This window comes from Paenibacillus sp. 1-8, from assembly GCF_056316205.1.
This window is the reverse complement of the sequence record NZ_CM149995.1, coordinates 2,868,729-2,892,183: the sequence shown is the minus strand read 5'-3', so window position 1 is coordinate 2,892,183 and position 23,455 is coordinate 2,868,729. Positions and strand designations below refer to the sequence as shown.

The 23,455-nt window shown below is 46.5% G+C and carries 23 protein-coding genes and 1 riboswitch; of the genes, 20 read left to right on the top strand and 3 right to left on the bottom strand.

Features of this window, described 5'->3' with window-relative positions:
* Positions 1-18: 18 nt before the first annotated feature.
* The 15 genes from AC0WRU_RS13070 to AC0WRU_RS13000 all read left to right on the top strand — a co-directional run bounded on the left by AC0WRU_RS13070 (position 19) and on the right by AC0WRU_RS13000 (position 14,921).
* Positions 19-732 carry a hypothetical protein gene (locus tag AC0WRU_RS13070; RefSeq protein WP_025685267.1) on the top strand — a complete coding sequence of 238 codons (714 nt, stop codon included), beginning with the start codon at positions 19-21 and terminating at the stop codon, positions 730-732.
* On the top strand, positions 729-1,586 hold the full coding sequence (locus tag AC0WRU_RS13065) for a hypothetical protein (protein ID WP_025685266.1): 858 nt from the start codon (positions 729-731) through the stop codon (positions 1,584-1,586). Before AC0WRU_RS13070 ends, AC0WRU_RS13065 begins: the two co-directional genes overlap by 4 nt.
* Positions 1,587-3,422, top strand: coding sequence for a pilus assembly protein CpaF (locus tag AC0WRU_RS13060; RefSeq protein WP_476124952.1), 1,836 nt, complete (start codon positions 1,587-1,589; stop codon positions 3,420-3,422).
* Complete coding sequence (locus AC0WRU_RS13055; protein WP_476124950.1) at positions 3,412-5,496, top strand: hypothetical protein; 2,085 nt, start codon at positions 3,412-3,414, stop codon at positions 5,494-5,496. The genes AC0WRU_RS13060 and AC0WRU_RS13055 overlap by 11 nt, the downstream gene beginning before the upstream one ends.
* A 49-nt stretch (positions 5,497-5,545) precedes the next feature.
* Entirely contained in the window at positions 5,546-6,025 is a 480-nt protein-coding gene (locus AC0WRU_RS13050) for a hypothetical protein (RefSeq protein WP_023988985.1), read from the top strand.
* Between the two features lie 41 nt (positions 6,026-6,066).
* A complete protein-coding gene (locus AC0WRU_RS13045; RefSeq protein WP_134914790.1) occupies positions 6,067-6,462 on the top strand; it encodes a hypothetical protein in 396 nt (131 codons plus the stop codon).
* A 1-nt stretch (position 6,463) separates the two neighbouring features.
* On the top strand, positions 6,464-7,018 hold the full coding sequence (locus AC0WRU_RS13040; RefSeq protein WP_134914789.1) for a hypothetical protein: 555 nt from the start codon (positions 6,464-6,466) through the stop codon (positions 7,016-7,018).
* A complete protein-coding gene (locus AC0WRU_RS13035; protein WP_476124946.1) occupies positions 7,005-7,994 on the top strand; it encodes a hypothetical protein in 990 nt (329 codons plus the stop codon). Before AC0WRU_RS13040 ends, AC0WRU_RS13035 begins: the two co-directional genes overlap by 14 nt.
* A gap of 204 nt (positions 7,995-8,198) precedes the next feature.
* Complete coding sequence (abc-f, locus tag AC0WRU_RS13030) at positions 8,199-9,752, top strand: ribosomal protection-like ABC-F family protein (RefSeq protein ID WP_149095101.1); 1,554 nt, start codon at positions 8,199-8,201, stop codon at positions 9,750-9,752.
* A gap of 88 nt (positions 9,753-9,840) precedes the next feature.
* A riboswitch (TPP riboswitch) is annotated at positions 9,841-9,949 on the top strand.
* A 281-nt stretch (positions 9,950-10,230) separates the two neighbouring features.
* Positions 10,231-10,851 carry a thiamine phosphate synthase gene (locus AC0WRU_RS13025; RefSeq protein ID WP_476124944.1) on the top strand — a complete coding sequence of 207 codons (621 nt, stop codon included), beginning with the start codon at positions 10,231-10,233 and terminating at the stop codon, positions 10,849-10,851.
* Positions 10,852-10,906: 55 nt separating this feature from the next.
* The gene (gene thiO, locus AC0WRU_RS13020; protein WP_476124942.1) at positions 10,907-12,055 is read left to right on the top strand and encodes a glycine oxidase ThiO; all 1,149 of its coding nucleotides are present in this window, start codon (positions 10,907-10,909) and stop codon (positions 12,053-12,055) included.
* Positions 12,052-12,255: a sulfur carrier protein ThiS gene (thiS, locus tag AC0WRU_RS13015; RefSeq protein WP_014281483.1), complete on the top strand. Its 204-nt coding sequence runs from the start codon at positions 12,052-12,054 to the stop codon at positions 12,253-12,255. The genes thiO and thiS overlap by 4 nt, the downstream gene beginning before the upstream one ends.
* Positions 12,256-12,257: 2 nt before the next feature.
* Positions 12,258-13,025, top strand: coding sequence for a thiazole synthase (locus tag AC0WRU_RS13010; RefSeq protein WP_476124940.1), 768 nt, complete (start codon positions 12,258-12,260; stop codon positions 13,023-13,025).
* The gene (locus tag AC0WRU_RS13005; protein WP_476124938.1) at positions 13,022-14,080 is read left to right on the top strand and encodes a ThiF family adenylyltransferase; all 1,059 of its coding nucleotides are present in this window, start codon (positions 13,022-13,024) and stop codon (positions 14,078-14,080) included. Before AC0WRU_RS13010 ends, AC0WRU_RS13005 begins: the two co-directional genes overlap by 4 nt.
* Positions 14,081-14,225: 145 nt before the next feature.
* Complete coding sequence (locus tag AC0WRU_RS13000; RefSeq protein WP_476124936.1) at positions 14,226-14,921, top strand: response regulator transcription factor; 696 nt, start codon at positions 14,226-14,228, stop codon at positions 14,919-14,921.
* A gap of 71 nt (positions 14,922-14,992) precedes the next feature.
* Here the strand turns inward: AC0WRU_RS13000 and AC0WRU_RS12995 are convergent, their stop codons facing one another.
* Positions 14,993-15,490 carry a C40 family peptidase gene (locus AC0WRU_RS12995; RefSeq protein ID WP_476124934.1) on the bottom strand — a complete coding sequence of 166 codons (498 nt, stop codon included), beginning with the start codon at positions 15,488-15,490 and terminating at the stop codon, positions 14,993-14,995.
* Positions 15,491-15,770: 280 nt separating this feature from the next.
* Positions 15,771-16,412, bottom strand: coding sequence for a thiamine diphosphokinase (locus AC0WRU_RS12990; RefSeq protein ID WP_025682668.1), 642 nt, complete (start codon positions 16,410-16,412; stop codon positions 15,771-15,773).
* A 147-nt stretch (positions 16,413-16,559) separates the two neighbouring features.
* Here AC0WRU_RS12990 and AC0WRU_RS12985 point away from each other — a divergent pair, with 147 nt between their 5' ends.
* Positions 16,560-17,024 (top strand): low molecular weight protein-tyrosine-phosphatase, encoded by a 465-nt coding sequence (locus AC0WRU_RS12985; RefSeq protein WP_476124932.1) that lies wholly within the window; start codon positions 16,560-16,562, stop codon positions 17,022-17,024.
* A gap of 155 nt (positions 17,025-17,179) precedes the next feature.
* Here the strand turns inward: AC0WRU_RS12985 and AC0WRU_RS12980 are convergent, their stop codons facing one another.
* On the bottom strand, positions 17,180-17,914 hold the full coding sequence (locus tag AC0WRU_RS12980) for an alpha/beta hydrolase (RefSeq protein ID WP_476124930.1): 735 nt from the start codon (positions 17,912-17,914) through the stop codon (positions 17,180-17,182).
* Positions 17,915-18,169: 255 nt separating this feature from the next.
* Between AC0WRU_RS12980 and pdhA the strand changes: the two genes are divergently transcribed.
* The 4 genes from pdhA to lpdA all read left to right on the top strand — a co-directional run bounded on the left by pdhA (position 18,170) and on the right by lpdA (position 23,389).
* Positions 18,170-19,237, top strand: a complete 1,068-nt coding sequence (gene pdhA, locus AC0WRU_RS12975; protein ID WP_476124928.1) for a pyruvate dehydrogenase (acetyl-transferring) E1 component subunit alpha — start codon at positions 18,170-18,172, stop codon at positions 19,235-19,237.
* A gap of 110 nt (positions 19,238-19,347) precedes the next feature.
* Positions 19,348-20,328, top strand: coding sequence for an alpha-ketoacid dehydrogenase subunit beta (locus AC0WRU_RS12970; protein ID WP_476124926.1), 981 nt, complete (start codon positions 19,348-19,350; stop codon positions 20,326-20,328).
* A 34-nt stretch (positions 20,329-20,362) separates the two neighbouring features.
* Complete coding sequence (locus AC0WRU_RS12965) at positions 20,363-21,964, top strand: 2-oxo acid dehydrogenase subunit E2 (RefSeq protein WP_476124924.1); 1,602 nt, start codon at positions 20,363-20,365, stop codon at positions 21,962-21,964.
* 3 nt (positions 21,965-21,967) lie between these two features.
* Positions 21,968-23,389 carry a dihydrolipoyl dehydrogenase gene (lpdA, locus tag AC0WRU_RS12960; protein ID WP_476124922.1) on the top strand — a complete coding sequence of 474 codons (1,422 nt, stop codon included), beginning with the start codon at positions 21,968-21,970 and terminating at the stop codon, positions 23,387-23,389.
* Positions 23,390-23,455 lie beyond the last annotated feature (66 nt).

Genomic DNA, 23,455 nt, shown 5'->3' with positions numbered 1-23,455 from the left:
GAGAAAAGGGACAAAAGTATGAAAACTTGGATATTTGCCGGGCTATGTGATAAAAGCGATACCTTGTTATACATCAGCAGTATATTGGCAGCATCCGGTCAACAGGTATTACTTGTGGATGCCACGCTGCGGGGACAGTATCGGTACAGCATAGGGATGCTTGACAAACCACTTCCCATTGTGCAGTTTGGCGATTTTGATGTCGCCACGGGTTTTACATCTTGGGAGGATTTGCATATCGCCATGATGGCTGATCGGAAAGCAGGGTTGACTTATGACATTGTTATTCTGGATGTAGAGTCACCTGATTTCTGCCCCGTGTCTGTTTGGCAAGAGGCCGAACAGCGGATTTGGGTCAGTGACTATAGCCGGATGTTAATGGACAACGGACAGGTGTGGCTTGAACGTTTGTTCAGTCAACCTGATTTTCCGAAAAATCTTGTTTTTCACAAGTTATTTATGCAAGCCGTCGATTGTGGTGTGGAAGAGCCGTATTTATGGGAATACATGAACCGCTTTCCGGCCTCTTGGCAGCAGGAGCCGTATATACTGCCATGGGATGAAGGGCATCTTGCCCTGAAGCTGGAAAATGAGCACAAACAACAGCTCAAGCTTAAGCCATTGTCCAGAATGTATAAGAAAGAACTGAGTCGTTGCATTGGAGAATTAATGGGTTGGGAACCCAAAGAGAGCCGTCATGCGTTAAAGCGTGCGGAAAGGAGGAAAGCATGAGTACTATTTTGTTTTGGAGCCCGGTTAAGGGAGCGAGTGGAAGCAGTTCTTTGGCGGCATCCATAGCTGTTACTATAGGTAATCTTTATAGAGGGCGACTGCTGCTGACCCATTTGGGGCGCAGACATAACGGGATTGAGTCGGGATTTCCCATACAAGAACATCGGATGGACGATCCAAGCTTACAGCTTCAGGAGGGAGGTTGGGATGCTCTTGCACGATTAGCCCTGCGAGGGACATTGTCCAGAGAAAATATTCGCAATTATACGACGCCTGTACTGGAGCAGACTCTTGATGTGCTTGAGGGGACCTCAAGCTTTGGAGCCGCGCCGCCACTGTTATCCTCTGCTCTTGTACGAGCAGTGATGGATACGGCGGATCAGTATTATGATTTGACGCTTGTTGATGCAGGGAGTGGGGCAGGATGGGGAGCTGTACAGCATGAAGCATGTGTACGAGCCAAGCTGGCAGTTCTTTCGCTGACTCAAAATATGAGAGAACTGGATGCCTACTTTGAATCTGTATCTCCATTATCCACTTATTCGGAATTGCCGCTATTGATCGTGCTTGGGAAATATGATGTGCATTCTCAAGCGAATGTGGCGAATATTCGCAGGAGATATGGCTACAAGGGAGCACTCCATACCGTTCCTTATAGCACCGAATTTATGGATGCGTGGAACCGCAGAGACGTGATCGGTCATGTACAGCGGGATGTGCGAAGCGGGAAAGAGAAGGATCGTAAGCTTTTTATGCCTGTGGGATGGGCACAGAGCATGCGTCAGATCAGCAAGGCTATTCTGGAGACGGCAGAGTCCGATCTTCGGCTCAAGGCTTTGGAGAGGGGCGCTTAAATGCTGTCCGCTCAAATGATTAACGGGCTGATTCTTACCTGCATCATTCTGTTGTGTATCATACTGGTTATCGTTAAATACCGAGGGAGCCTTCGCTTGCGGCATTCAACCATGCAGGTAGCTCCAGAGAGTAAAGATGCCACATTGGAGGCGCTGATGGAGTATATCAAAAATGCGCTGCACGAGCTAAGTCATAGTCAGATGGCGGATGCCGGATTACATGAGGAGGAATACAGGCGGCGTATCCATCAAAGGGCCGAACTGCGCAGGGCGTTAAAGGACTGTGCCAATGGCAGCAGTGGAGACAAACGTTTTGTGAAAAACCTGATGGCTGAGCTGCTGATTAACGGTTATGGCTTGAATGAAAAAATCGTTGATACCGTTATGCCATTCTCCAGACCAGAGCTGTTTAGCGTACAGGACCAATTCGAAATTGTATTTTACCAATATCAGCAAAAGTTTGGTGTCGATGCCCTGTCTCGCTTGCTGGATACTTATGATTTGGCGGAAATGAGATATTCGCAGCAAGATGAAGAGGATGGAAGCTATCATATCACGGCAGAGGATATCCGCTATATCTATGACTGTGAGCATCGCCCTCTCTCCTTTCTGGAGAAGGTAGATATTATTGTGCAGCGGATTTATCAGCACTATAAAGGCTTTTCCGTCATTGATGATATTCGTGACCAGCGGATCGACGGTGTCAGTGGGGGCGTTAGCGGTGTGCCGGAAGGCGGAATCCCTGTATCGGCCGATTGGCCTCAGGATCAATATGCATTCGAACCAACATCTGAACCGATAGCGAATGGTTATGAGAGTGTGTGGATTTTTTATAAAGGTAAGACCATCCACCTTTCGTTCCTTTCCTTCGGTTCAGAGCGGGAGCTTAAAAGGGTGTGCCAAAATATTTACAAATACAACTATCCGGGGCAGCTTTCCGAAGCCAATGGTTATAAGGTGAACGAAATGAAGGATGGGTCACGGGTTGTTGTGGTACGACCTCCTTTTTCAGAATCGTGGGCTTTCTTTGTCCGTAAATTCGATATTCAAAGCGCATCGCTCGAGCAATTAATTAAGGGAGAAAATGCTGAGTTTCCGATACAGTTACTTTCTTATTTAATGAAAGGCAGCCGCATCACAGCAATCACCGGAGCGCAAGGCTCAGGTAAAACGACGTTGCTGATGGCGATGGTTAAGCATATTTACGCTTCGTATACGCTTCGTGTGCAGGAAATGGCCTTTGAGCTGCATCTGCGTAGCATTTACAGCCGCCGTAGCATTCTGACCTTTCGGGAAACGGATCATATTTCAGGGCAACAAGGGCTCGATTTGCAGAAAAAGACAGATGGAACCGTCAATATCCTTGGTGAAGTAGCGAGTGACGAGGTAGCCGCATGGATGATTCAAATGTCGCAGGTTGCCAGTCTGTTCACCATTTTTACCCATCACGCCAAAACCTTTCGTGATCTTGTGTTCTCCCTTCGTAATTCACTGCTCAAAACAGGAGTGTTTCAGCATGAAGGTATTGCTGAGGAACAGGTCGTTCATGTCATTAACTTTGATGTGCATCTCAAGCGTGATGCTGAGGGACGGCGATATATTGAACGGATTACGGAATGTGTGCCGCACGATCCCGATCATACAGATTCAGACTCCAGCTCTGCATCGAGTTATAGCTACCGTCATGTTATGGAATATCGGAATGGGAGATATATGGCGATGGAGCCCCTGACCATCAAAAGCACAGAAGAAATGTGTGAACAGATGAACGTCAAGGATGCCGGAGATTTTCGCAGATTCCTGACTCGCTATTGGGAGGAAGCCTATGAGTCTTAAAGAAATTTCACTGTGGGTTTTGCTCATTTCGAGTGGGTGCTTTGCGCTTCTCTACGTGACTTTGTGGTGGTTGCGCAAGCGTAATGGTCATGCAATCCGCAGAGGGCGAATTCATTCTGTGCGAGAGGGACGGAAGGGAAAGGCAGTACTGCAACGGCAAATGCAATCTGCAATGCACAGGTTGTACACGATAGGCATGAGATTTCCTGTTACATCCGGGTATATCACGAGTGTACGTAAACGATTATCCGGTTTGCACGCCTACGATGAATATAAGCTTCGCCTTGAGACGATGAAGATGACGTTGTTCATTTGGGGGGCTTTTGCTTGCAGCGGCGTTGTGTTGCTTATGATGAAACCGGGGATAGAGTTTGTCATACTGGCTCTGTTATGCGGAGTGGTGATTAACAGTCTCATCTTGGATATGGCGATTAGCCGGATGGAAAAAAGGCTGCTTGCACAGATGATCGAATTGTTCGCCAATGTACGCCATCATTATCATCAGCATGGCATGGTGGAGGAGGCAATATCCGAGGCGGCCGATTTGGCAGGGGCTGAGGCTGGAAGGCATGCGCGACTTATTCATGAGGCGCTGACGGACGCTGATCCGCACGAAGCGCTGGAAAGATACTATGAGTCCGCTCCTAATCGGTTTTTAAAAGCATTTGCCGGTATCTCGTATATGGTAATGGAGTTTGGTGACCGGATTGAAGAGGGAGGCTCCATTTATTTAAAGGGACTTGGCAGTCTTGCGCGCGAAATCCAACTGGAGCTACTGCGGAGAAATAAACTGGACTACCTGCTCAAAAGCTTAAATGTGATCGCACTTGCACCTGTTTTCTTTACAATGCCAATCGAAAGATGGGCAAGGTCCAGCTTTCCATCTATGGATGAGTTTTATCAGGGGAAATGGGGCTTTATCACGAAATTGTCCGTCTATATTGTAATTATAATATCTTACTTCCTGCTCCAAAAGCTGCAACAGACCGACGAGACTGGATATCGTGCGGGCAAAGGAAAACGGGTCTGGGAGCAAAAGCTGTACCGTTTCCCCATTATTCGTAATGTGGTGGATGCTTTAATTCCGCGACAGCATATGCCTTCTTATTTCCAACTGACTCGGCTGCTAAAGGAAAGTGGTGCAGAGGTTAAACTGGAGTGGCTGTACATACGCAGAATCGCTCTTTTTATCGCAGGATTGGTGCTCAGCATCAGTACGGTATTTATTTTACATCAAGCTGAGAAAACACATATCCTTTACGCTCCGGTTCAATCGGGACAAATGTTCGGGCGTTTGGGTCCAGCGGAGGAAAAAGAAGCTTTAAAGCAGAGTGAGATTGATCGTAAAATGATGCATGCGCTAAACATGAGGGCGGACAGTACCTATGAGCAGACGTATGCAGCGCTGGAGCGGGTTTCTGGTGGCAGATCTACTCCGGAGCAGCTTTCCGAAAATACGCGTCGTATCCTGCAAAAGCTGGGAGCGTGGAACGCGGAATATATCAAGTGGTGGGAAGTGCTGATTAGTTTGGTTGCCGGGTATGTAGCCTATCAGATGCCTATGCTTTTATTGTATTTGCAGCGAAAAATGAGGCGCTTGGATATGAGGCATGAGGTTTACCAGTTTCAGACGGTTATTTCGATTTTGCGAGCCATGGAACGAATGTCTGTTGAGGAAATATTGGAATGGCTGAACCGTTTTTCGGTTATTTTCAAAAGACCTTTACAAAAATGCCTGCTTCATTATGAGCACGGGCCTGAGGCAGCACTTGACTTGTTAAAAGAAGAAGCGCCACTGCCCGAATTTCAACGCTTGGTGGACAAGCTGCATCTGTCTTTGGGCAAAATTACGATTCGAGAGGCTTTCGACGATTTGGATTCCCATATGTCCTACTATTTTGAACAAAGAAAACAGGAGTATGAAAAAATTATAGATAGCAAGGCCATTTGGGGAAGGTTGATAGGTTTTGCTCCGATGTACGGTCTTATCTTTTTATATTTGGTCATTCCTTTGATCGGTATGAGCTTTGTCCAAATGGATAGCTATTACGAGCAAATACAAAAGATTCAATAACAGTTCTAATACGACTATTACGATATAACAAGCTAAGGAGAGAAAAATAATGAATAACGCATCAACAGCCTTAAAAGTAGCTGCTGGCATATTTTTGACCATTGCACTGATCACAATTGTAGTCATTTTGTTCATTTCAGCACAGGAGGCGACCAAAACGGCACAAAACAATTTTGCCGATATCCAGACCGAGTTGTCTCAAGCCTCATTTACGGTGTATGACGGGACAACGATCAGCGGGTCCCAGGTGACCAATGCACTGCGGAAATTTCAGGGCAAGGACCAATTCGGGATTCAGATTAAAACTGGAAAAAACATGGCAGGTCAGTGGTATGGAAATGCGCTGAACATTAGCCCTGACAGTGAACAGTATGGAGCGGTGAACGGTGGAAGTGATAAGACCGGAAAAATAACGAATACGCTGAATGAGAAAGAAAACGAATACGTAAATCCAAGTGGTAAATTCAAGGCTGAAATCGTCAAGGATAAATCGAATGTTGTACGCGGGCTATTGTTCACTCAATCCTAAGCTCCACAGTAAGGATATCAATTGTAAGGGAGATGGGTAGCATGTCTGATCACGCTTCAAGTATGCTGCGGCTTGGTGTGTCAGTTACGCTGTTTATAACCGCATGTGTAGCGGCAGCAGAGTTGTCCAGTCAGATGGGCACTACACTGGAATTAAGATCGCAGCAGGAGGAACATTCCGAGGGCCGTATCAATCGTATTTTAGAGGTGAGTATGCCAGAACGGATCAAAGGCACTCAAGTTATGCAGGCAATCCGTATGAACTTGCAGGACGGCATTCCTGTCCAGGTCGATGGTACAGTGTACGATATGTATTCTGAACCGTTCGAGCCCGATGTAATAGCCCTTGATGCTTCCTCTTTATATTCCATGCATCCACAGCGTGATCAGTATGGAGATATACAAACCATACGTTTTGAGAAATTGGGGGAGGATTGAAGTGGTTCAATCAATATCCAAGCTGTTGGGGGCATTGCTCGCTGTCCTGCTCTTGTATATAGTGCCCGCAGCCCAAGCCGCTGAACGGCAGGACGATATATCCGGGTTAAATACATATCATTCAACCGTACGTTTTGTTGATATGGTGAGGACCAAGGGATATATTACACCAACGATGTACGACGATTTTATGCGCGAGCTGGATCTGACGGGAAATACGTATGAGGTTGAATTGGAGCATATGCACAAAAAATATGTACCTGACTATGCAGATGCGGCGAGGCCGGATAGCTTTCTCGGCTACTATTCCTCCGTATATGACGGTTACTATAACCCGCAAATCTTGCCTGTACTGTTTCCAGACAGTCAGCAGCCAAAGTCAGATCAAACACGTCGGTATACCATGATGTCAGGAGATTATTTTACAGTGCGGGTGCACAATACGAATCGCACTCCTGCGGACTTGTACAAATCATGGCTTCTTGGTGGGGCAGATAGCGGCAAACCGGCGGTTACAGCTTCTTACGGGGGCATGGTTCTGAATGAAGATTACTGATTTTGCAATTATATTTATCCTGCTCTTTTTGCCCTTTGGCGTGGTTAGTGACCTGCGGGTGCAGAATCAGCGCGAAGTACAGCAATTGGAAATGAAATATACCTCGGCCCTCCGTACGGCAGTTCAGGATGCAGGTGTCGTGCTTTCACAGAATGAACGTCAGGAACGGGAGGCTGGGTATGGCTCGGACAAGTTTTTTCGTGTAGATAAAGAAGAAGCGCTGCACACCTTTCTGCATACCCTTTTTCTTAATATGGGAATTGATGGAGATCCAGTGGCACAACGTGCACTATTGGATTATATGCCTGCCCTTATGGTTCTGGACTATGACGGCTATTATGCGTTTGCTTCCGAATCTTACACAGATGAGCATGGACAAGCTGTCCAAGGACCCAAATGGAGTGAAAAAAAACCTTATGCTTACGTTGATTCAGTAGGTAACAGTGTTGGATTTACTTTGGACAATTATGTACACGCCTATGATGCTCGGAATCACAGGTGGGTAGAGGGCTTTCAGAAGGAACTTCAGGGACAGACAACGATCTCGTTGCTTAATGACCCGGAAGCTTTTGAGCAAGTACGACGTTCCACCATTGTCCACAGCATTCAGGAGGATCTGGGCCGACTTATTAATCTCCATAACGAAAAGGCAGCACATAATGGTGTATCCTATACTTTCACGCTACCGCTCATCTCACAAGAGGAATGGTATAACACGGTAGATGATGTGGGGCTGATGGCGTTTATCCAGGGAATCCCGGTTGGAGACAGGTACTATAATAACTATGGGTTTGGTGGCGGAAGAGTCGTGAGGAAGCAAGCCATGATCGGCGGCGTAGAGCCGGATACCGGAATGAAATATTTTTACAGAGATTCTTGTCCAGCTCCATTTAAAGCGACAGAGCGTTTTACGGATGAAAAATCTGCGGCGGCCGCAGGGTATTTTGAATATAAATGTTATAATGATTATAAATAAATCTTTAAATAATCTTTAAATAAATCACTCCCACGAGTGGTTTTTCTTTTTTTTAAAGCAGGCAATATCAAAATCCTTCAAATTCACCCAATTTCAATATTCCGATAAGGCTGCTGAATGTGCTACAATAAGGCTTTGAAAGAAATGCATATGAAATAAGAACAGTCGGCATTGCCGATGACAATAAGGAGCCAAAAACAGCTTATGAGTTTATTGACTGTAGAAAATGTATCCCATAACTTTGGGGACCGCGCATTGTTTAAAAATGTATCCTTCCGATTGCTCGGAGGGGAACGTGTAGGTTTGGTGGGAGCCAATGGTGTTGGTAAATCGACACTGATGAACATTCTGACCGGAAAATTGCTTAAGGATGAAGGCAAAGTGGAATGGACTCCACGTGTACGTTATGGGTATCTGGATCAGCACACCAAGCTGACACCTGGCAAAACAGTGCGGGATGTACTGAAGGACGCCTTTCTCCCGTTGTTGGAATTGGAAAAGGAAATGATGCAGATCACTGACAAGATGGGTGAAGCTTCTCCCGAAGAACTGGAAGTGCTGCTGGAAGAGATGGGTGAAATTCAGGAACAACTGGATATGGGGGATTTTTACCTCATCGATGTGAAGGTTGAAGAAATGGCGAATGGATTGGGCCTTTCCGCGATAGGACTGGATCGGGATGTATCCGCACTTAGCGGCGGACAACGGACCAAGGTGCTTCTTGCCAAGCTGCTGCTGGAAAAGCCGAATGTGCTGCTGCTGGATGAGCCTACCAACTATTTGGATGTAGAGCATATTGAATGGCTTACACGCTATTTGAAGGATTATCCATATGCGTTTATTCTTATTTCTCATGATACTGAGTTTATGAATCAGGTTGTGAATGTCATCTATCATCTTGAATTTGCTAAAATGACCCGTTATTCAGCCAACTATGAAAAGTTCCTTGAAATGGCGGACCTGAACAAAAGCCAGCATATTGAAGCTTATGAGAAGCAGCAGGATTTTATTAAGAAACAGGAAGATTTCATTCAACGTAATAAGGCGCGCGCCTCTACGTCAGGTCGGGCGAAGAGCCGTGAGAAGCAGCTTGATCGAATCGAGCGCATTGATAAACCGGAAGAAGCGGCTAAACCAACATTCCAATTTAAAGAAGCACGTGCGAGTGGAAAAACGGTATTTGAGGGTATTGATTTTGAAATTGGCTACACCCATGCCCTGTTGCCTAAAATGTCCATGACGATTGAACGTGGCGATAAAATTGCGATTGTGGGCTACAATGGTGTCGGTAAATCGACATTGCTTAAAACCATCCTGGGAAAAATTCCGCCAATCAGCGGCAAGACCTATCAAGGGGATTTCTTGCAGCCAGCTTATTTTGAGCAAGAAGTACGAGCAGAGAAAGTTACACCGATTGAGGATGTGTGGAATGAATTCCCACACTTGAACCAGCATGAAGTAAGAGCGCATTTGGCGCGTTGCGGATTGAAAAATGAGCATATCACCCGTCCACTATCCGCGCTCAGTGGTGGTGAGCAGGCCAAAGTCCGCCTATGCAAACTGCTAATGCGGGAAAGTAACTGGGTGCTGTTCGATGAGCCTACCAATCACTTGGATATCAAAGCGAAGGATGAGCTGAAACGTGCCTTGAAGGAATACAAAGGAACGGTATTGCTCGTATCTCACGAACCGGACTTTTACGAGGATTGGGTAACCAAAACGTGGAATGTGGAAGAATGGTCAAGTAAAGTCAACTAAATATCCAGTTCTGTACCAAGCTTCACAAGAAGCGGGGTTTGCAGGAATAGGAAAATATGCTAAGCTATCTTTAGCTGATACAATAAAATAGTTACACTAGGGGAGCCGCCCATGCGGCTGAGACGGAATAAACGGATTTCGGACCCTTTGCACCTGATCTGGGTTATGCCAGCGTAGGGAAGTGAGCGCCGTACAAACGAGGTTACGAAATCATTACTTTGTTTGTACGTGGGACGATATACGTATACGGATATAATGGTCCGTTCGGTTATTGGACGTACGTTAAACCACTTCCTTTGGGAAGTGGTTTTTTTGCGTTTTCGTTCGTGTTCATATGTTCGTGTTCATATCCCGTGCCCCTTCATTTTTTTGCTGGTAAACGTGGCTAGTCCATGCCGTATAGCACGATATGAGACTGTAAAGATACAGGGTCAGCTTACAACCATTTAGTCTATTGTGAGGTGAGAATGAGATCGAATTGCACGTAATTACGATGGAAGGCGATTCCGATGCACATGCACATACTGCCCAAGTGGCTGCTGCTATTCATCCGTATGTTCATTATGTACACGTGCGGTTGAAGCAGAAGGGTGCATCTGAACTCCTTGCATTGACCCGCAATATGGCAAATCTGGGAGTTACTTTACAGCAAATTGCAGTAAATGACCGAGTGGATGTTGCTTTGCTTACCTCCGTTGGAGCTATCCAGCTACCGGCTAACGGATTACCTGTTGGGGATGTCAAAAGTATACTTCCAGAGGGTACGCGCTGCGGGGTGTCGGTGCATTCTTTGGAGGAGGCACAGGCTGCCGAACGGGCAGGAGCGGATTATGTACTCTATGGTCATGTGTATGAGACTCACTGCAAGCCTGGTGTTACTCCACGAGGTATAGCACAGCTTGAGCGCATATGCAGGCTGCTGAGCATCCCTGTAATTGCTCTAGGCGGCATACAACCACGCCATATTCCCGAGCTGTATACTGCGGGTGCAAGCGGAATTGCGGTGATGTCCGGCATCTGGGAGGCTGAGTCCCCCGTTGCGGCTGCGATGGCGTACAGGCGAATGGCGGATCGGGTAGTTCACAGCCTGAAGTGGTGAAACGGAAGTAGGACGCTGCAAGCAGAATCGTTAGTGGAGAGGAGAGATGGAACATATGCCAGAGATAAAAACAGAGGCACAAGCTATTGGACACGCTGAATGCTTGGTGATTGGTGGAGGTGTCATCGGTAGCTCCATTGCTTATCATATGGCCAAGGAGGGACGCAGTACGATATTGGTGGAACGATTCATTCCGGGCGAGGGAGCCTCAGGGGCTGCGGTTGGGATGCTGGCAGCAGAGAGTGAAGAATTCACCGACCCGGAGTTGGCACAGTTCGCTCGCACAAGCCGGGATGCATTTCCCGAGCTGGTTCGTGACCTGGAGCGTTTGTCCGGTGTTGCGGTGGAATTCCGAACAGAAGGATTCGTGACTCCCTTCCGTTCGGAAGCAGAGGGGCAAAAACGCTGGAATGCGGCTATTGCGCGAGAGGGTGATCATCCTGTGTGGTGGGATGCCAGAGAATTGGCCCGCCGAATTCCAGGTTTGGATGGTCAAGTGATCGGGGCTATATACCGATCAAAGGAGACACAGATTTCTCCTGCCCAGCTTTGTCGTGCTTATACGGGGGCAGCTATCGTACTGGGAGCAACAATATGCTCTGGTACACAGGCGGAGCAACTCGTAGTACAGAATGGGCGAGTTTGTGGCGTACAAACAGACAGTGGTTTTTTTTCCTGCGAACAGGTCATTATTGCTGGAGGCTTGGATAGTATGAGACTGCTGGAGCAGGTTGGTTTTGAATATCCGCTTAATCCGGTCAAGGGTGAGGCTGTTGCAGTCTCCTTGAAGGATCATCCATTGGAATATACCATTTACGCCGATGATATTTACCTGGTGCCCAAGCGGAATAACGAGCTTTGGATTGGGGCGACGAGTCTGCCACATCTGTATGACAAAGAGGTCACCATTGGAAGCCTGGAGGGGCTGCTGGCCCGTGCTTCTGCCTGGCTGCCTCGCGTCCGTGAAGCTTCTTTTATACGCACTTGGGCGGGCTTGCGTCCGCAGGCAGTAGCGGGGCGTCCTTGTATTGGGCCTGTTCCCGGCGTAGAAGGAGTATATGCCGCGGTCGGGCACTACCGGAACGGTGTGCTGCTGAGCGAAGCTACCGGGCGTGCGATTGCAGCGCTGTTAAAAGGGGCTGGTGTGGCTGAGCTTGGAATAAGCAGCTTTTCTCCTGAACGTATAAAGGAGGCAAGCAAATGAAGCTGACGATTAACGGTCAGAACATGACATTTTCCAATCGGATCATTCATGTGGATCAACTGCTGAAAGAGCTGGATTTGAAAGTAAAAACTGTGGTGGTGGAGCTGAATCGTCACATATTGACTCGTGAAGATCATGATGAAGCGGTACTGAAGGATGGAGATAGCTTGGAAATTGTACATTTTGTGGGAGGCGGTTAATCATGTTAACGATTGGCAAAGCATCTTTTACGTCAAGGCTGCTATTGGGTACAGGAAAATTCCCCGATCTGGATATTCAATCCAAAGCTGTGGAAGCTGCGGAGACCGAAATATTGACGTTTGCCGTGCGGAGATTAAATTTGGAGGAACGGGATAAGCAACATTTTCTGGATACGCTGGATTTGAGTTGTTATACGTTGCTGCCTAATACGGCAGGAGCGACGACAGCGGATGAGGCAGTGCGCATCGCTCAGCTGGCGAGAGCCTCAGGTCTGTGCGATATGATTAAGGTGGAGGTCATTGGGGATAGCAAGACCTTGCTACCTGATCCTTTTGAAACGCTCAAGGCCAGCGAAAAACTGCTGGAGGAAGGCTTTATCGTGCTGCCTTACATATCGGATGATGTGATTCTTGCCAAAAGGCTGCAAAAGCTTGGTGTACATGCCGTTATGCCTGGAGCTTCACCCATTGGTACCGGACGCGGTTTGCTAAACCCGTTCTCATTGGAGCTAATTATTGAACAAGCGGAGGTTCCGGTTATCGTCGATGCGGGCATTCGCTCACCTGGAGATGCGGCAATGGCGATGCAACTGGGGGCTGATGCCGTACTGTTGAATACAGCTGTATCAGGAGCTCAGGACCCCGTAAAAATGGCTGAGGCGATGAAGCTGGCTGTTCGCGCGGGCAGATACGGTTTTGAGGCGGGCCTGATTCCTGTAAAACGTTATGCCTCGGCAAGCAGCCCGACAGAAGGCTTGGTTCAGGCATGAAGGCGACTGAAAAAACTGGTGTGCAAGTACAATCAAATGATCGTTATTCCAGACAGGAAAGATTCGCCCCTTTCGGGCCGGAAGGACAACGTCGTCTGGCTTCATCCCACGTACTGATCATAGGTTCTGGAGCGCTGGGTACCGGGATTGCGGAAACGCTCGTTCGTGGAGGCGTAGGCACTGTGACCATCGCAGACCGGGATTATGTGGAATGGAGTAACTTGCAGCGCCAGCAGCTTTTTCAGGAGAGTGACGCCGCAGAGAGGTGCCCCAAAGCAGTAGCTGCCCAGCGAAGACTAAAGGAAATCAATTCGGAAACGATCATACATGCACATGTACTGGATGTTGGGGTAGAGGAATTGGAGGAGCTGATTCAGGGAGTGGACCTCATTATGGATGCCACCGACAACTTTGATACCCGGCTACTTATGAACGATATGGCACAAAAGCATCGCATTCCTTGGATTTATGGGGGATGTGTTGGCAGCTATGGTGTAACCTATACCATTTTACCAGGGAAAACGCCTTGTCTTCATTGTCTGCTTGGAGCTGTACCGTTCGGCGGAGAAACCTGTGATACCGCAGGAATTATACCACAGGCGGTGCAGATGGTCACGGCCAACCAGACCACGGAAGCCTTCAAGCTACTTGGTGGATACCCGGAGGATCTTAGGGGGAAGCTGCTTTCGTTTGATCTGTGGCAAAATGAGTATGTAGCGATAGCAGTAGACAGTGTCAAAAAAGCGGATTGTCCTTCTTGTGGTACTCATCCGACCTACCCTTATTTGTCGGTAGCCCATCGCCAGAAAACAGATGTACTGTGTGGCCGGGATACCGTTCAAATTAGACCCGCAAAGCCGATACAGGTGAATCTTAAAGAAACAGCAGACAGACTGGCTTCTTTGGGAGAGGGAAGAGTGGAGCAGAATCCGTTTCTGGTTTCTTTCAGTCAGGGAGCGCACCGTTTAGTTATTTTTGCAGATGGAAGAGCCTTGATACACGGAACGAAGGACGTAACAGAAGCAAGGAAAATCTATCACCGCTATTTAGGCTAAACCGTAAAAGCAGGAAGTCTTCCCCCGGGGAATGATTTCTCTGCTTTTTTGTTACAATATAATAAATAATGCTTAAATAAGTTTGTATCAATTACGTCTGTATCCATTTCGCAGTTCTATGTCCAAACACAGGTGGGTGAGAAGAATGAACCCGTTAATTTTACTCGTGAATGGGAATGAAGCATCTGCTACTACGTACGTGCATCAGTTGAAGCAGGAAGGCTATCAGGTTGTTTACGCCCGCAATGTAGCGGAGGGAGAGTCCTATTTAGACGAAAATTCTGTGAATTTGCTGCTGCTCAATATGGAGAATGAGCAGGCCAATACACAAGGCTTGATCCGCATCATGCAGCAAAATGATCCCACTGTTCCCATGTTCGTAATGACCTCATCAGACGATGAGAACCATATTGTTTCCTGTTTTGAGCAGGGAGCACACGATGTGATTGTCCAACCCTTTTCCCCTAAAGTGTTTCAAGCCAGAGTGGCTAATTTATTGCGGATTTTTGGTACTGCACGTGATGTGAAAAGGCCGATACAGGCGGGTGATTTACATATTGATAGTGGAAGTAGACTGGTAAGCAGAGGCGGACAGAAGCTGGAATTAACTCCGAAAGAATTTGATCTTTTGTTTCATCTGGCTATTCATCTAAATCAGGTTTGCAGCAGGCAGCAAATTTTGAAGGATGTCTGGAAGCATGATTATATTGTTGATACGAACGTAGTAGACGTGTATATCAGGCATTTGAGAGTCAAGGTAGACAAAGGACAAAGATTCAAAATGATTCGCACGGAACGAGGCATCGGCTATTCACTCAGAACACCCCCTGAAGTAGAGTAGTAAAGTATGGGGAAATATAAAAAAAGCCGAGACCCAGAGTCCCGGCTTGAAAAGGCTAAATCAAATGAATGCTACAGCACGCGGCGTGCTTTGATGTATGTTCTTTTCCAGTTGCTGGAGTTCAAATCGGAGAAAGTAACCCCGGGTCTGCCGTATGTGTGTAAAATTTTACCTCCGCCTACATAGACCGCTACATGTGTAATGTTGCGACCTGTGGCGCGGCTACCGCTCGAAAAGAACACGAGGTCGCCCTTTTTCAGATTGGACTTGGATACGGCATGTCCAACTTTGGATTGTGCAACAGAGGTACGAGGCAAGTCGACGCCATATTTCTGAAATATGTGCTTCATGAAGGAAGAGCAATCAAAATTGCGTGTTGTGCTTGTGGAAGCACCAAATTTATAGGGAGTCCCCAGATATTTTTCACCGTAGTTAATTACTTTTTGACCTGCAGAAGTAGCGGTGGCAGCTTGAGCCGTATTTGTTCCCTCTAATGCAAACGTTCCAAAGCCGATAGTGGCTGCCATTCCTGTGATAATTGCCTTTTTTATGATTTTATGCATGTTCATGTTGTAAGTACCTCCAGAAATTGATTTGTATAATATTTTGCTGAGCTGCTAACTAACTGACAGCGTTGAGTATAACAGCTTTGAAGCCGCCTAATAGTTGGAAAAATACTCTCAAATCCTTGAGGGACAAGGCTTACACGCCAATTATTAAAAAACGATTAAAAATTACAATTTGTAAAAAATATCGAATTTCACAAATCGGGATAAATGATAAAACTCTTGATTAGCAAGGGTTTTAAGCAGAAAAAATCCTTTTACAAAGGTTACAATAATGTCATAATCAATCTTTGCTTTGGATCACAAGCAGCAGTCCACTTTCGATGGAAATCGTCCCTTTTGGAGCGATCAGTTGGTTGCTGACACCGCGTGATTGTCCCATTTTAAGTGTGGCATTGTGCAGTGGATACATAAACCCATCCAGCTCTATACCGGTTACTTCGGCAGTCATAGGAATGAGAGATGTATATGTATAGCCCATAGGCTCAATCTCCAGCGTGGATCCAGTGAGTTCAATATAGTTATGGGCGTCCATAATGGCACAGCTTATATGATGTTGCATCGCACGTACCAATATTTGAACATTAGCCAGCGTATGATCCATCCGCGTACCCGTAACGCCAAGCATAAGCACATGCTCTGCCTGCTCATCCATGGCAATTTCCAGAGCAAGCTCTGTATCTGTCAGGTCCTTGAGCACGGGATCGCACGAAAGCATACGTTTACTTGCGGATTCAACCCGTGACTTTTCCTCAGGTGTTACTGAATCAAAGTCTCCTACAGATACGTGTGGCGTAATGCCGTGTTCGATCAGGAAAAGGGCACCTTTATCTGCACCAATAATAAAATCGCCGGGTTGTATTTGTTGTAGATCTTCCTCGCCAAGACGGCCGCCGGAAAATACAATCGCGCGCTTCTTCGTCATATTCAACATCCTTTCTGTCTGTCATACATCTACATAGCTCATCAGCTTATAAGTATAACGCGTTAAATATGGCTTGCACAATTTTGGAGGGCATAGCTACAATGGAACAGAAAAAAGGAATGTACGCGCATTAGGAAGGAGAGACAAATGATTAACGTTTTGTTTGTGTGTTTGGGTAATATTTGTCGTTCGCCGATGGGGGAGGCGGTACTGAGACATAAAGCGCAGGAACGGGGACTGGGTACAAAAATTCGGGTAGACTCGGCAGGAACAGGGGACTGGCATATTGGGAATCCCCCGCATAAGGGAACGCTAAACCAGCTCAAGCTGCACGGAATTAGTGAACATGGCCTAGAGGCGCGGCAAATGAAAGGTCATGATTTTGAAGCGTTTGATTATATCGTGTGCATGGATGACTCCAATGAGCGAAACATACGCAAAATCGCGGGCGGAGCAGAGGCTGACATATTAAAATTCATGGATCTGCTGCCAGAAGAAAAGCTGAGAGAGGTGCCGGACCCGTATTTCACCGGGAATTTTGAAGAAACATACCGATTAATGGACGCGGGATGCAATGCCTTGCTGGACAAAATCATAGAAGAAAAGCTATAATGTGAACGACAGAAGACGGCAAAAAATGCCGTTTTTCGTTATCCAGTTTTGAAAGCGTATCCAATATACAAAAAAAGAGGAAAGAGCATAACGACCCACTCTGGTCGACAAATGCCCAATCCTCGGTAGTCTCTGTAGCCTTGGAAAAGCTTCACTCAGGCACGATCTAAAAAATACATTAGCGCGTCAGGCAGCTCATTTTGCCAGAAGCCCCACAAATGCTTGCCGTCCTTTTCTCGATAGGAAACCTCGGCGTTCCGTTCGCGTAGCAAATCTGCGCATTGGCGGTTAAGCTCTACAAAATTGTAAATGCCGGTGTCGCTCTCAAACGCATCTTCTTGAAGACCAACCGTCATCCACACCCGCAGATGGGACAGATCACTTTCACGAGCGATAATTTCTTGTGAAGCTTCATAGTAAGCACCGGACAGGCTGATAATACGATTGAACAATTGGGGATACAGCAAGGCCAAATGCAGAGACACACTGCCTCCCAGTGAATCTCCAGCCAGAATCCGGGACGATGCATCTCTTCTTATAGGATATTTCTGTTCCACATAGGGAATAATCTCTTCTGCAAAACAGGCGGTGTACGCCTCAAAGCGATTGCCAAAGGGAGCATACTCCTGAGTTCTGATTTTCGTGTTGACTTCGACGCCGACGATGATGAAAGGCTCAACGCCTTCGTCCAGAATGAGACGATTTGCCTGTGTTGCAATACGGCCAAAATTGAAAAATTCCTCCCCGTCCTGACAATACACGACCGGGTAGCTCAAAATTTCATTATAGCCGGGCGGCAAATAAATACGGAGTGTTCTGGTCTCGCCAAGAAAACGGCTGTCTATTTCGTCTTTTAGGATGGTTCGTTTCAAATACCGGGAATCCGTCATTATTTGTCACCTTTCTGGAGTATAATTTTGCATTCAGGATCACAATAAGTTAAGATTACCCTGATTGCAATAGATGTTTAAAATTTCAATCATGTACTAAGCTGTTATAGTAAAAATTGTTCCCTGTTACACACACAAAAATGTGGCAAACTCAAAAAAAATAACTAAATCTTTGACGCAAGCAATATAACAGGTGTATAATAATCCTATAACAGCGGAACTTGATATTCAAATTTTTTTGTTGAGGTGAAGAAAATGAGCAAGGTTCCTTATGAAGTGTACACAGAGGAAGTTAAGGCTCTGTCCGTGCTTTCTCCGGATGGTGAAATTATCAGTAAAGATAAATTGCCTAAACTTACAGATGATCAGTTGAAAGAAATTATGTATCGTATGGTATTTACACGTACTTGGGATGATCGTGCCGTTAACTTGGGTCGTCAAGGACGTCTCGGCTTCTACGCTCCGGTATCCGGACAAGAAGCAACAATGATTGGTAGTGAATATGCACTCCAAAAAGAAGACTTTATTGCCCCAGGCTACCGCGATATTCCGCAAATCGTATGGCATGGCCTGCCATTATATCAAGCATTCCTGTATTCCCGTGGTCATCAACATGGCGGCCAAGTGCCGGACGGTGTTAATGTATTGATGCCGCAAATCATCATCGGCGCGCAAATTTTGCACGCTATGGGTATTGCAATGGGATACAAACTGAAAAAACAAAAACAAGTCGCCATTACATATACAGGTGACGGCGGTTCTTCCGAAGGTGACTTCTACGAAGGCCTGAACTATGCTGGTGTTTACAAGCTGCCAGTTATTTTCTTTGTACAAAACAATGGCTACGCAATCACAACTCCATTTGCGAAGCAAACGGCTGCTCTTTCTATCGCTCACAAAGCGGTTGCTGCCGGTATCAAAGGCGTGAAAATCGACGGAATGGACGTACTCGCAGTTATCAAGGCTGTTCAAGATGCTGCTGAACGCGGACGTAACGGCGAAGGCGCAACATTGATCGAAGCTGTAACTTACCGTTTCCGTCCACATTCTCTGTCTGACGATGCAAGTAAGTATCGTTCGAAAGAAGAAGAAGGCGAATGGAATGCAAAAGATCCGATTGCCCGGTTTGCGAAATATCTTGAGAAAAAAGGTCTTTGGACTGAAGAAGATACAGCTCGCGTAAAAGAAGAAGCTAAAGCGAAAGTGAACGAAGAGATCAAAAAAGCCGAGAAAACAGAAAAAATGACCATTTCCGGCCTGATCGACAGCATGTTCGAATCTACGCCTAAGCATCTGGAAGAACAAAAAGCTGATTTTAAATAATTGAGCTTGAAATAAATCAGAGAGACCGGGCGGCATCCCGATCCGGTCTATTTTTCAATTGAACCTGAACTGAAACTGATCTGTCAATGTTTAAGGAGGAAATGAAGCAAATGGCACAAATGAACATGAAAGAAGCGATTCGTGACGCACTGCGCGTAGAGTTGAAACGCGACCCTAACGTCCTGCTTTTCGGTGAAGACGTAGGTCATGTAGGTGGTGTATTCCGCGCAACAGAAGGTCTGCAAAAAGAGTTTGGTGAAGAACGTGTATTTGATACTCCGTTGGCGGAATCCGCAATCGGGGGTCTTGCTGTGGGTCTGGGTATCCAAGGTTTCCGCCCTGTAGCTGAAATCCAGTTTGTAGGCTTTATTTTTGAAGCACTCGACCAAATGGCAATTCAAGCATCCCGTATGCGCTACCGTTCCGGTGGACGCTACAATTCTCCAATCGTATTCCGTACGCCTTTTGGCGGCGGGGTTAAAGCGGCTGAGCTGCATACAGATTCCCTGGAAGGACTTTTGGCTCAAACACCTGGTATCAAGGTTGTTGTTCCTTCCAATCCTTACGATGCAAAAGGTCTGATGATTGCGGCTATTCGCGATAACGATCCAGTATTTTTCATGGAGCATTTGAACCTGTATCATGCATTCCGCGCTGAAGTTCCTGAGGATGATTACACAGTTGAATTGGGTAAAGCGAACGTAGTTCGTGAAGGCTCCGATGTTACAATCATTACTTACGGTATGATGGTACACACTTCGATTAAAGCTGCTGATGAGCTGGAAAAAACAAAAGGTATTAAAGTCGAAATTATTGACCTGCGTACTGTTAGCCCAATTGACATTGATACAATCGTGGCTTCCATTCAAAAAACAAATCGTGCCATCGTTGTTCAGGAAGCGCAAAAGAGCTCTGGCGTAGCTGCTGAAGTGATTGCACAAATTAACGAAAAAGCAATTCTGCATTTGGAAGCACCAGTTCTGCGTGTGGCAGGTCCAGATACCGTTTATCCTTTTGCTCAAATTGAAGATACTTGGTTGCCAACGCCAACACGTATCATTGATGCGGTTAATAAAGTATTGGAATTTTAATTAAAGCACACCGTAAATTTGGGAGGTTTTAAACGTGGCAAAATTTGAATATAAATTCCCGGAGCTGGGTGAAGGTCTTCACGAAGGCGAAATCATCAAGGTGCATATCAAGCCCGGCGACAAAGTAACAGATGAAGATATCATCATGGAAGTACAAAACGACAAGGCTGTAGTTGAAGTTCCATGTCCGGTTAATGGTACGGTTCAAGAAGTATTTGCCAAAGACGGAGACATCTTTAACGTAGGTCAAGTCGTAGCTGTAATCGATGCAGAAGGTGAACTTCCTGAACAAGAAGAAGCACCGGAAGCACCAGCTGCTAGCTCTGAGCCAAGTGCTGCTGCACCAAGCGGAGCTGCAGGTCCAGCTAGATTTGAATATAAATTCCCGGAGCTGGGTGAAGGTCTTCACGAAGGCGAAATCATCAAGATGCACATCAAGCCCGGCGATAAAGTAACAGATGAAGATATCATCATGGAAGTACAAAACGACAAGGCTGTAGTTGAAGTTCCATGTCCAGTCAATGGTACGGTACAAGAAGTATTTGCCAAAGACGGAGACATCTTTAAGGTAGGCCAAGTTGTGGCAGTAATTGCTGCAGAGGGTGAGCTTCCTGAACAAGAAGAAGCACCGGCTGCCGCTAAACAAGAACAGGATGCTGCACAAGGCGGGGCTAACACAAAACCAGCTGCAACTAACAAAGACGTGCTGGCTACTCCTAGCGTACGCAAATTTGCACGTGAGCAAGATGTAAACATCGCTCAAGTGAGTGGCTCCGGCAAAAATGGTAAAATCACTAAAGAGGATGTAGAAGCTTTCAAAAATACTGGAGGCCAAGCGGCTGCACCAGCAGCGAAAGAAACAACAAAAGCACAAGAACCAGCTAAAAAAGAAGCGAAAGCTGCAGCGCCATCCGCACCAGCAGCAGACCCACATGCTGAGGAAGAGCGCGTACCATTTAAAGGTATCCGCAAAGCTATTTCCAATGCCATGGTTAAATCGGCTTACACGGCTCCGCACGTTACGATTATGGACGAAGTGGATGTAACCGAGCTGGTTGCTTTCCGTACTCGTATGAAACCTATTGCTGAGAAGAAAGGCACAAAAGTAACATACCTGCCATTCATCGTAAAAGCTTTGGTTGCCGCTTCCCGTCAATTCCCGGCTCTGAATGCCTCGATCGACGAAGAAGCAAACGAAATCGTCTACAAAAAATACTACAATATCGGTATCGCTACAGATACAGACAACGGCTTGATCGTTCCGGTTATCAAAGATGCTGATCGTAAGAGTATCTGGATGATCGCTGATTCCATTCGTGATCTGGCTGTACGCGGTCGTGATGGAAAATTGGCTGCAAACGAAATGAGAGGAGGCACAATTTCCATCACTAACATCGGTTCTGCAGGCGGTATGTTCTTTACTCCAATTATCAACTTCCCTGAAGTTGCGATTTTGGGAACGGGTCGTATCAGTGAAAAAGCAGTTGTGAAAAACGGTGAAATTGTTGCCGCTCCAGTTATGGCTCTTTCTCTGAGCTTTGACCATCGTATTATTGACGGTGCAACTGCTCAGAACTTCATGAACTATATCAAACAGCTGCTCGCTAACCCTGAGCTGCTTGTTATGGAGGTGTAATCAATGGTAGTAGGAGACGCTTCTCTGGATATTGACACATTGGTTATCGGTGCGGGTCCTGGCGGCTATGTAGCTGCCATTCGTGCCGCACAATTGGGACAAAGCGTATTGATCGTTGACCAATCGGAGCTGGGCGGTGTCTGTCTGAACCGTGGATGTATTCCTTCCAAAGCTTTGATCTCTGCAGCTCATCAATACGAAGCTGCCCAACATGGCGAGTCTTTCGGTATTACGGCTGAGAACGTAAAAGTTGACTTTGCTAAAACACAAGAATTCAAAAACAGTGTTGTTAAGAAAATGACTGGCGGCGTAAGTGGTCTGCTTAAAGGCAACAATGTTGAAGTTTTCAATGGTGAGTGCATGTTCATCAACGAAAACGAAGCGCGTGTATTCAACGAACATGAATCACCACGCTACCGCTTTAAAAATGCCATTATCGCAACAGGTTCCCGTCCAATCGAATTGAAGCCATTCCCATTTGGCGGACGCATTCTGTCTTCTACAGAAGCATTGGACCTGCCTGAAATTCCGAAAAGCCTGATCGTGATCGGCGGTGGATATATTGGTGCAGAGCTTGGACAAATGTACTCCAAATTCGGTTCCAAAGTAACGATTATTGAAGGTATGGATACTGTTCTTCCTGGCTTCGACAAAGACATGACTTCCATCGTTGCGAAAAGCATGAAGAAAACAGGCATTGAAATCTTCACTGGCGCTAAAGCGGAAAGTGCGGAACAAACAGATAAAGACGTAACGGTGAAATTCTCCGTTAACGGCGAAAGCAAAGAAGTAACTGCTGATTACCTGCTTGTAACCGTTGGACGTCGTCCAAACACAGACGGCGAACTGGGTCTGGACCTGATCGGTTTAGAACTGGATGAGCGCGGAATGGTGAAAGTTGACCACCAAGGACGCACTAGTATTCCTCATATCTTTGCAATCGGCGATATCGTTGCTGGTCTTGCTCTGGCTCACAAAGCTTCTTACGAAGGTAAAGTGGCTGCTGAAGCGATCGCAGGCGAGCCTTCTGTAGTGGACTACAAATGTATGCCGGCTGTCGTTTTCACAGATCCAGAATGCTCCAGCGTAGGCTACACAGAGGCACAAGCCAAAGAAAAAGGCCACAATGTCAAAGTTGGCAAGTTCTCTTATGGAGCAAACGGTCGTGCCGTTTCCCTGAACGCTGCTGAAGGCTTTGTGAAAATCGTAGCTGACGCAGATACGGGTCTGGTACTGGGTACGCAAATCGTAGGTCTGGAAGCTTCCAACCTGATTGCTGAGCTGGGTCTGGCGATTGAAATGGGTGCTACACTCGAAGACATCTCGCTGACTATTCATGCTCACCCAACATTGGGCGAAATCGTTATGGAAGCAGCAGAAGTCGTGCTGGGTCATCCGATCCATGCATTGGCACCACGTCGCTAATCCGGATTCATTATCCCGTTTTTGGTTTTCATACATGAAAAGAGAGGCAAGGAGCGCTATATCTGC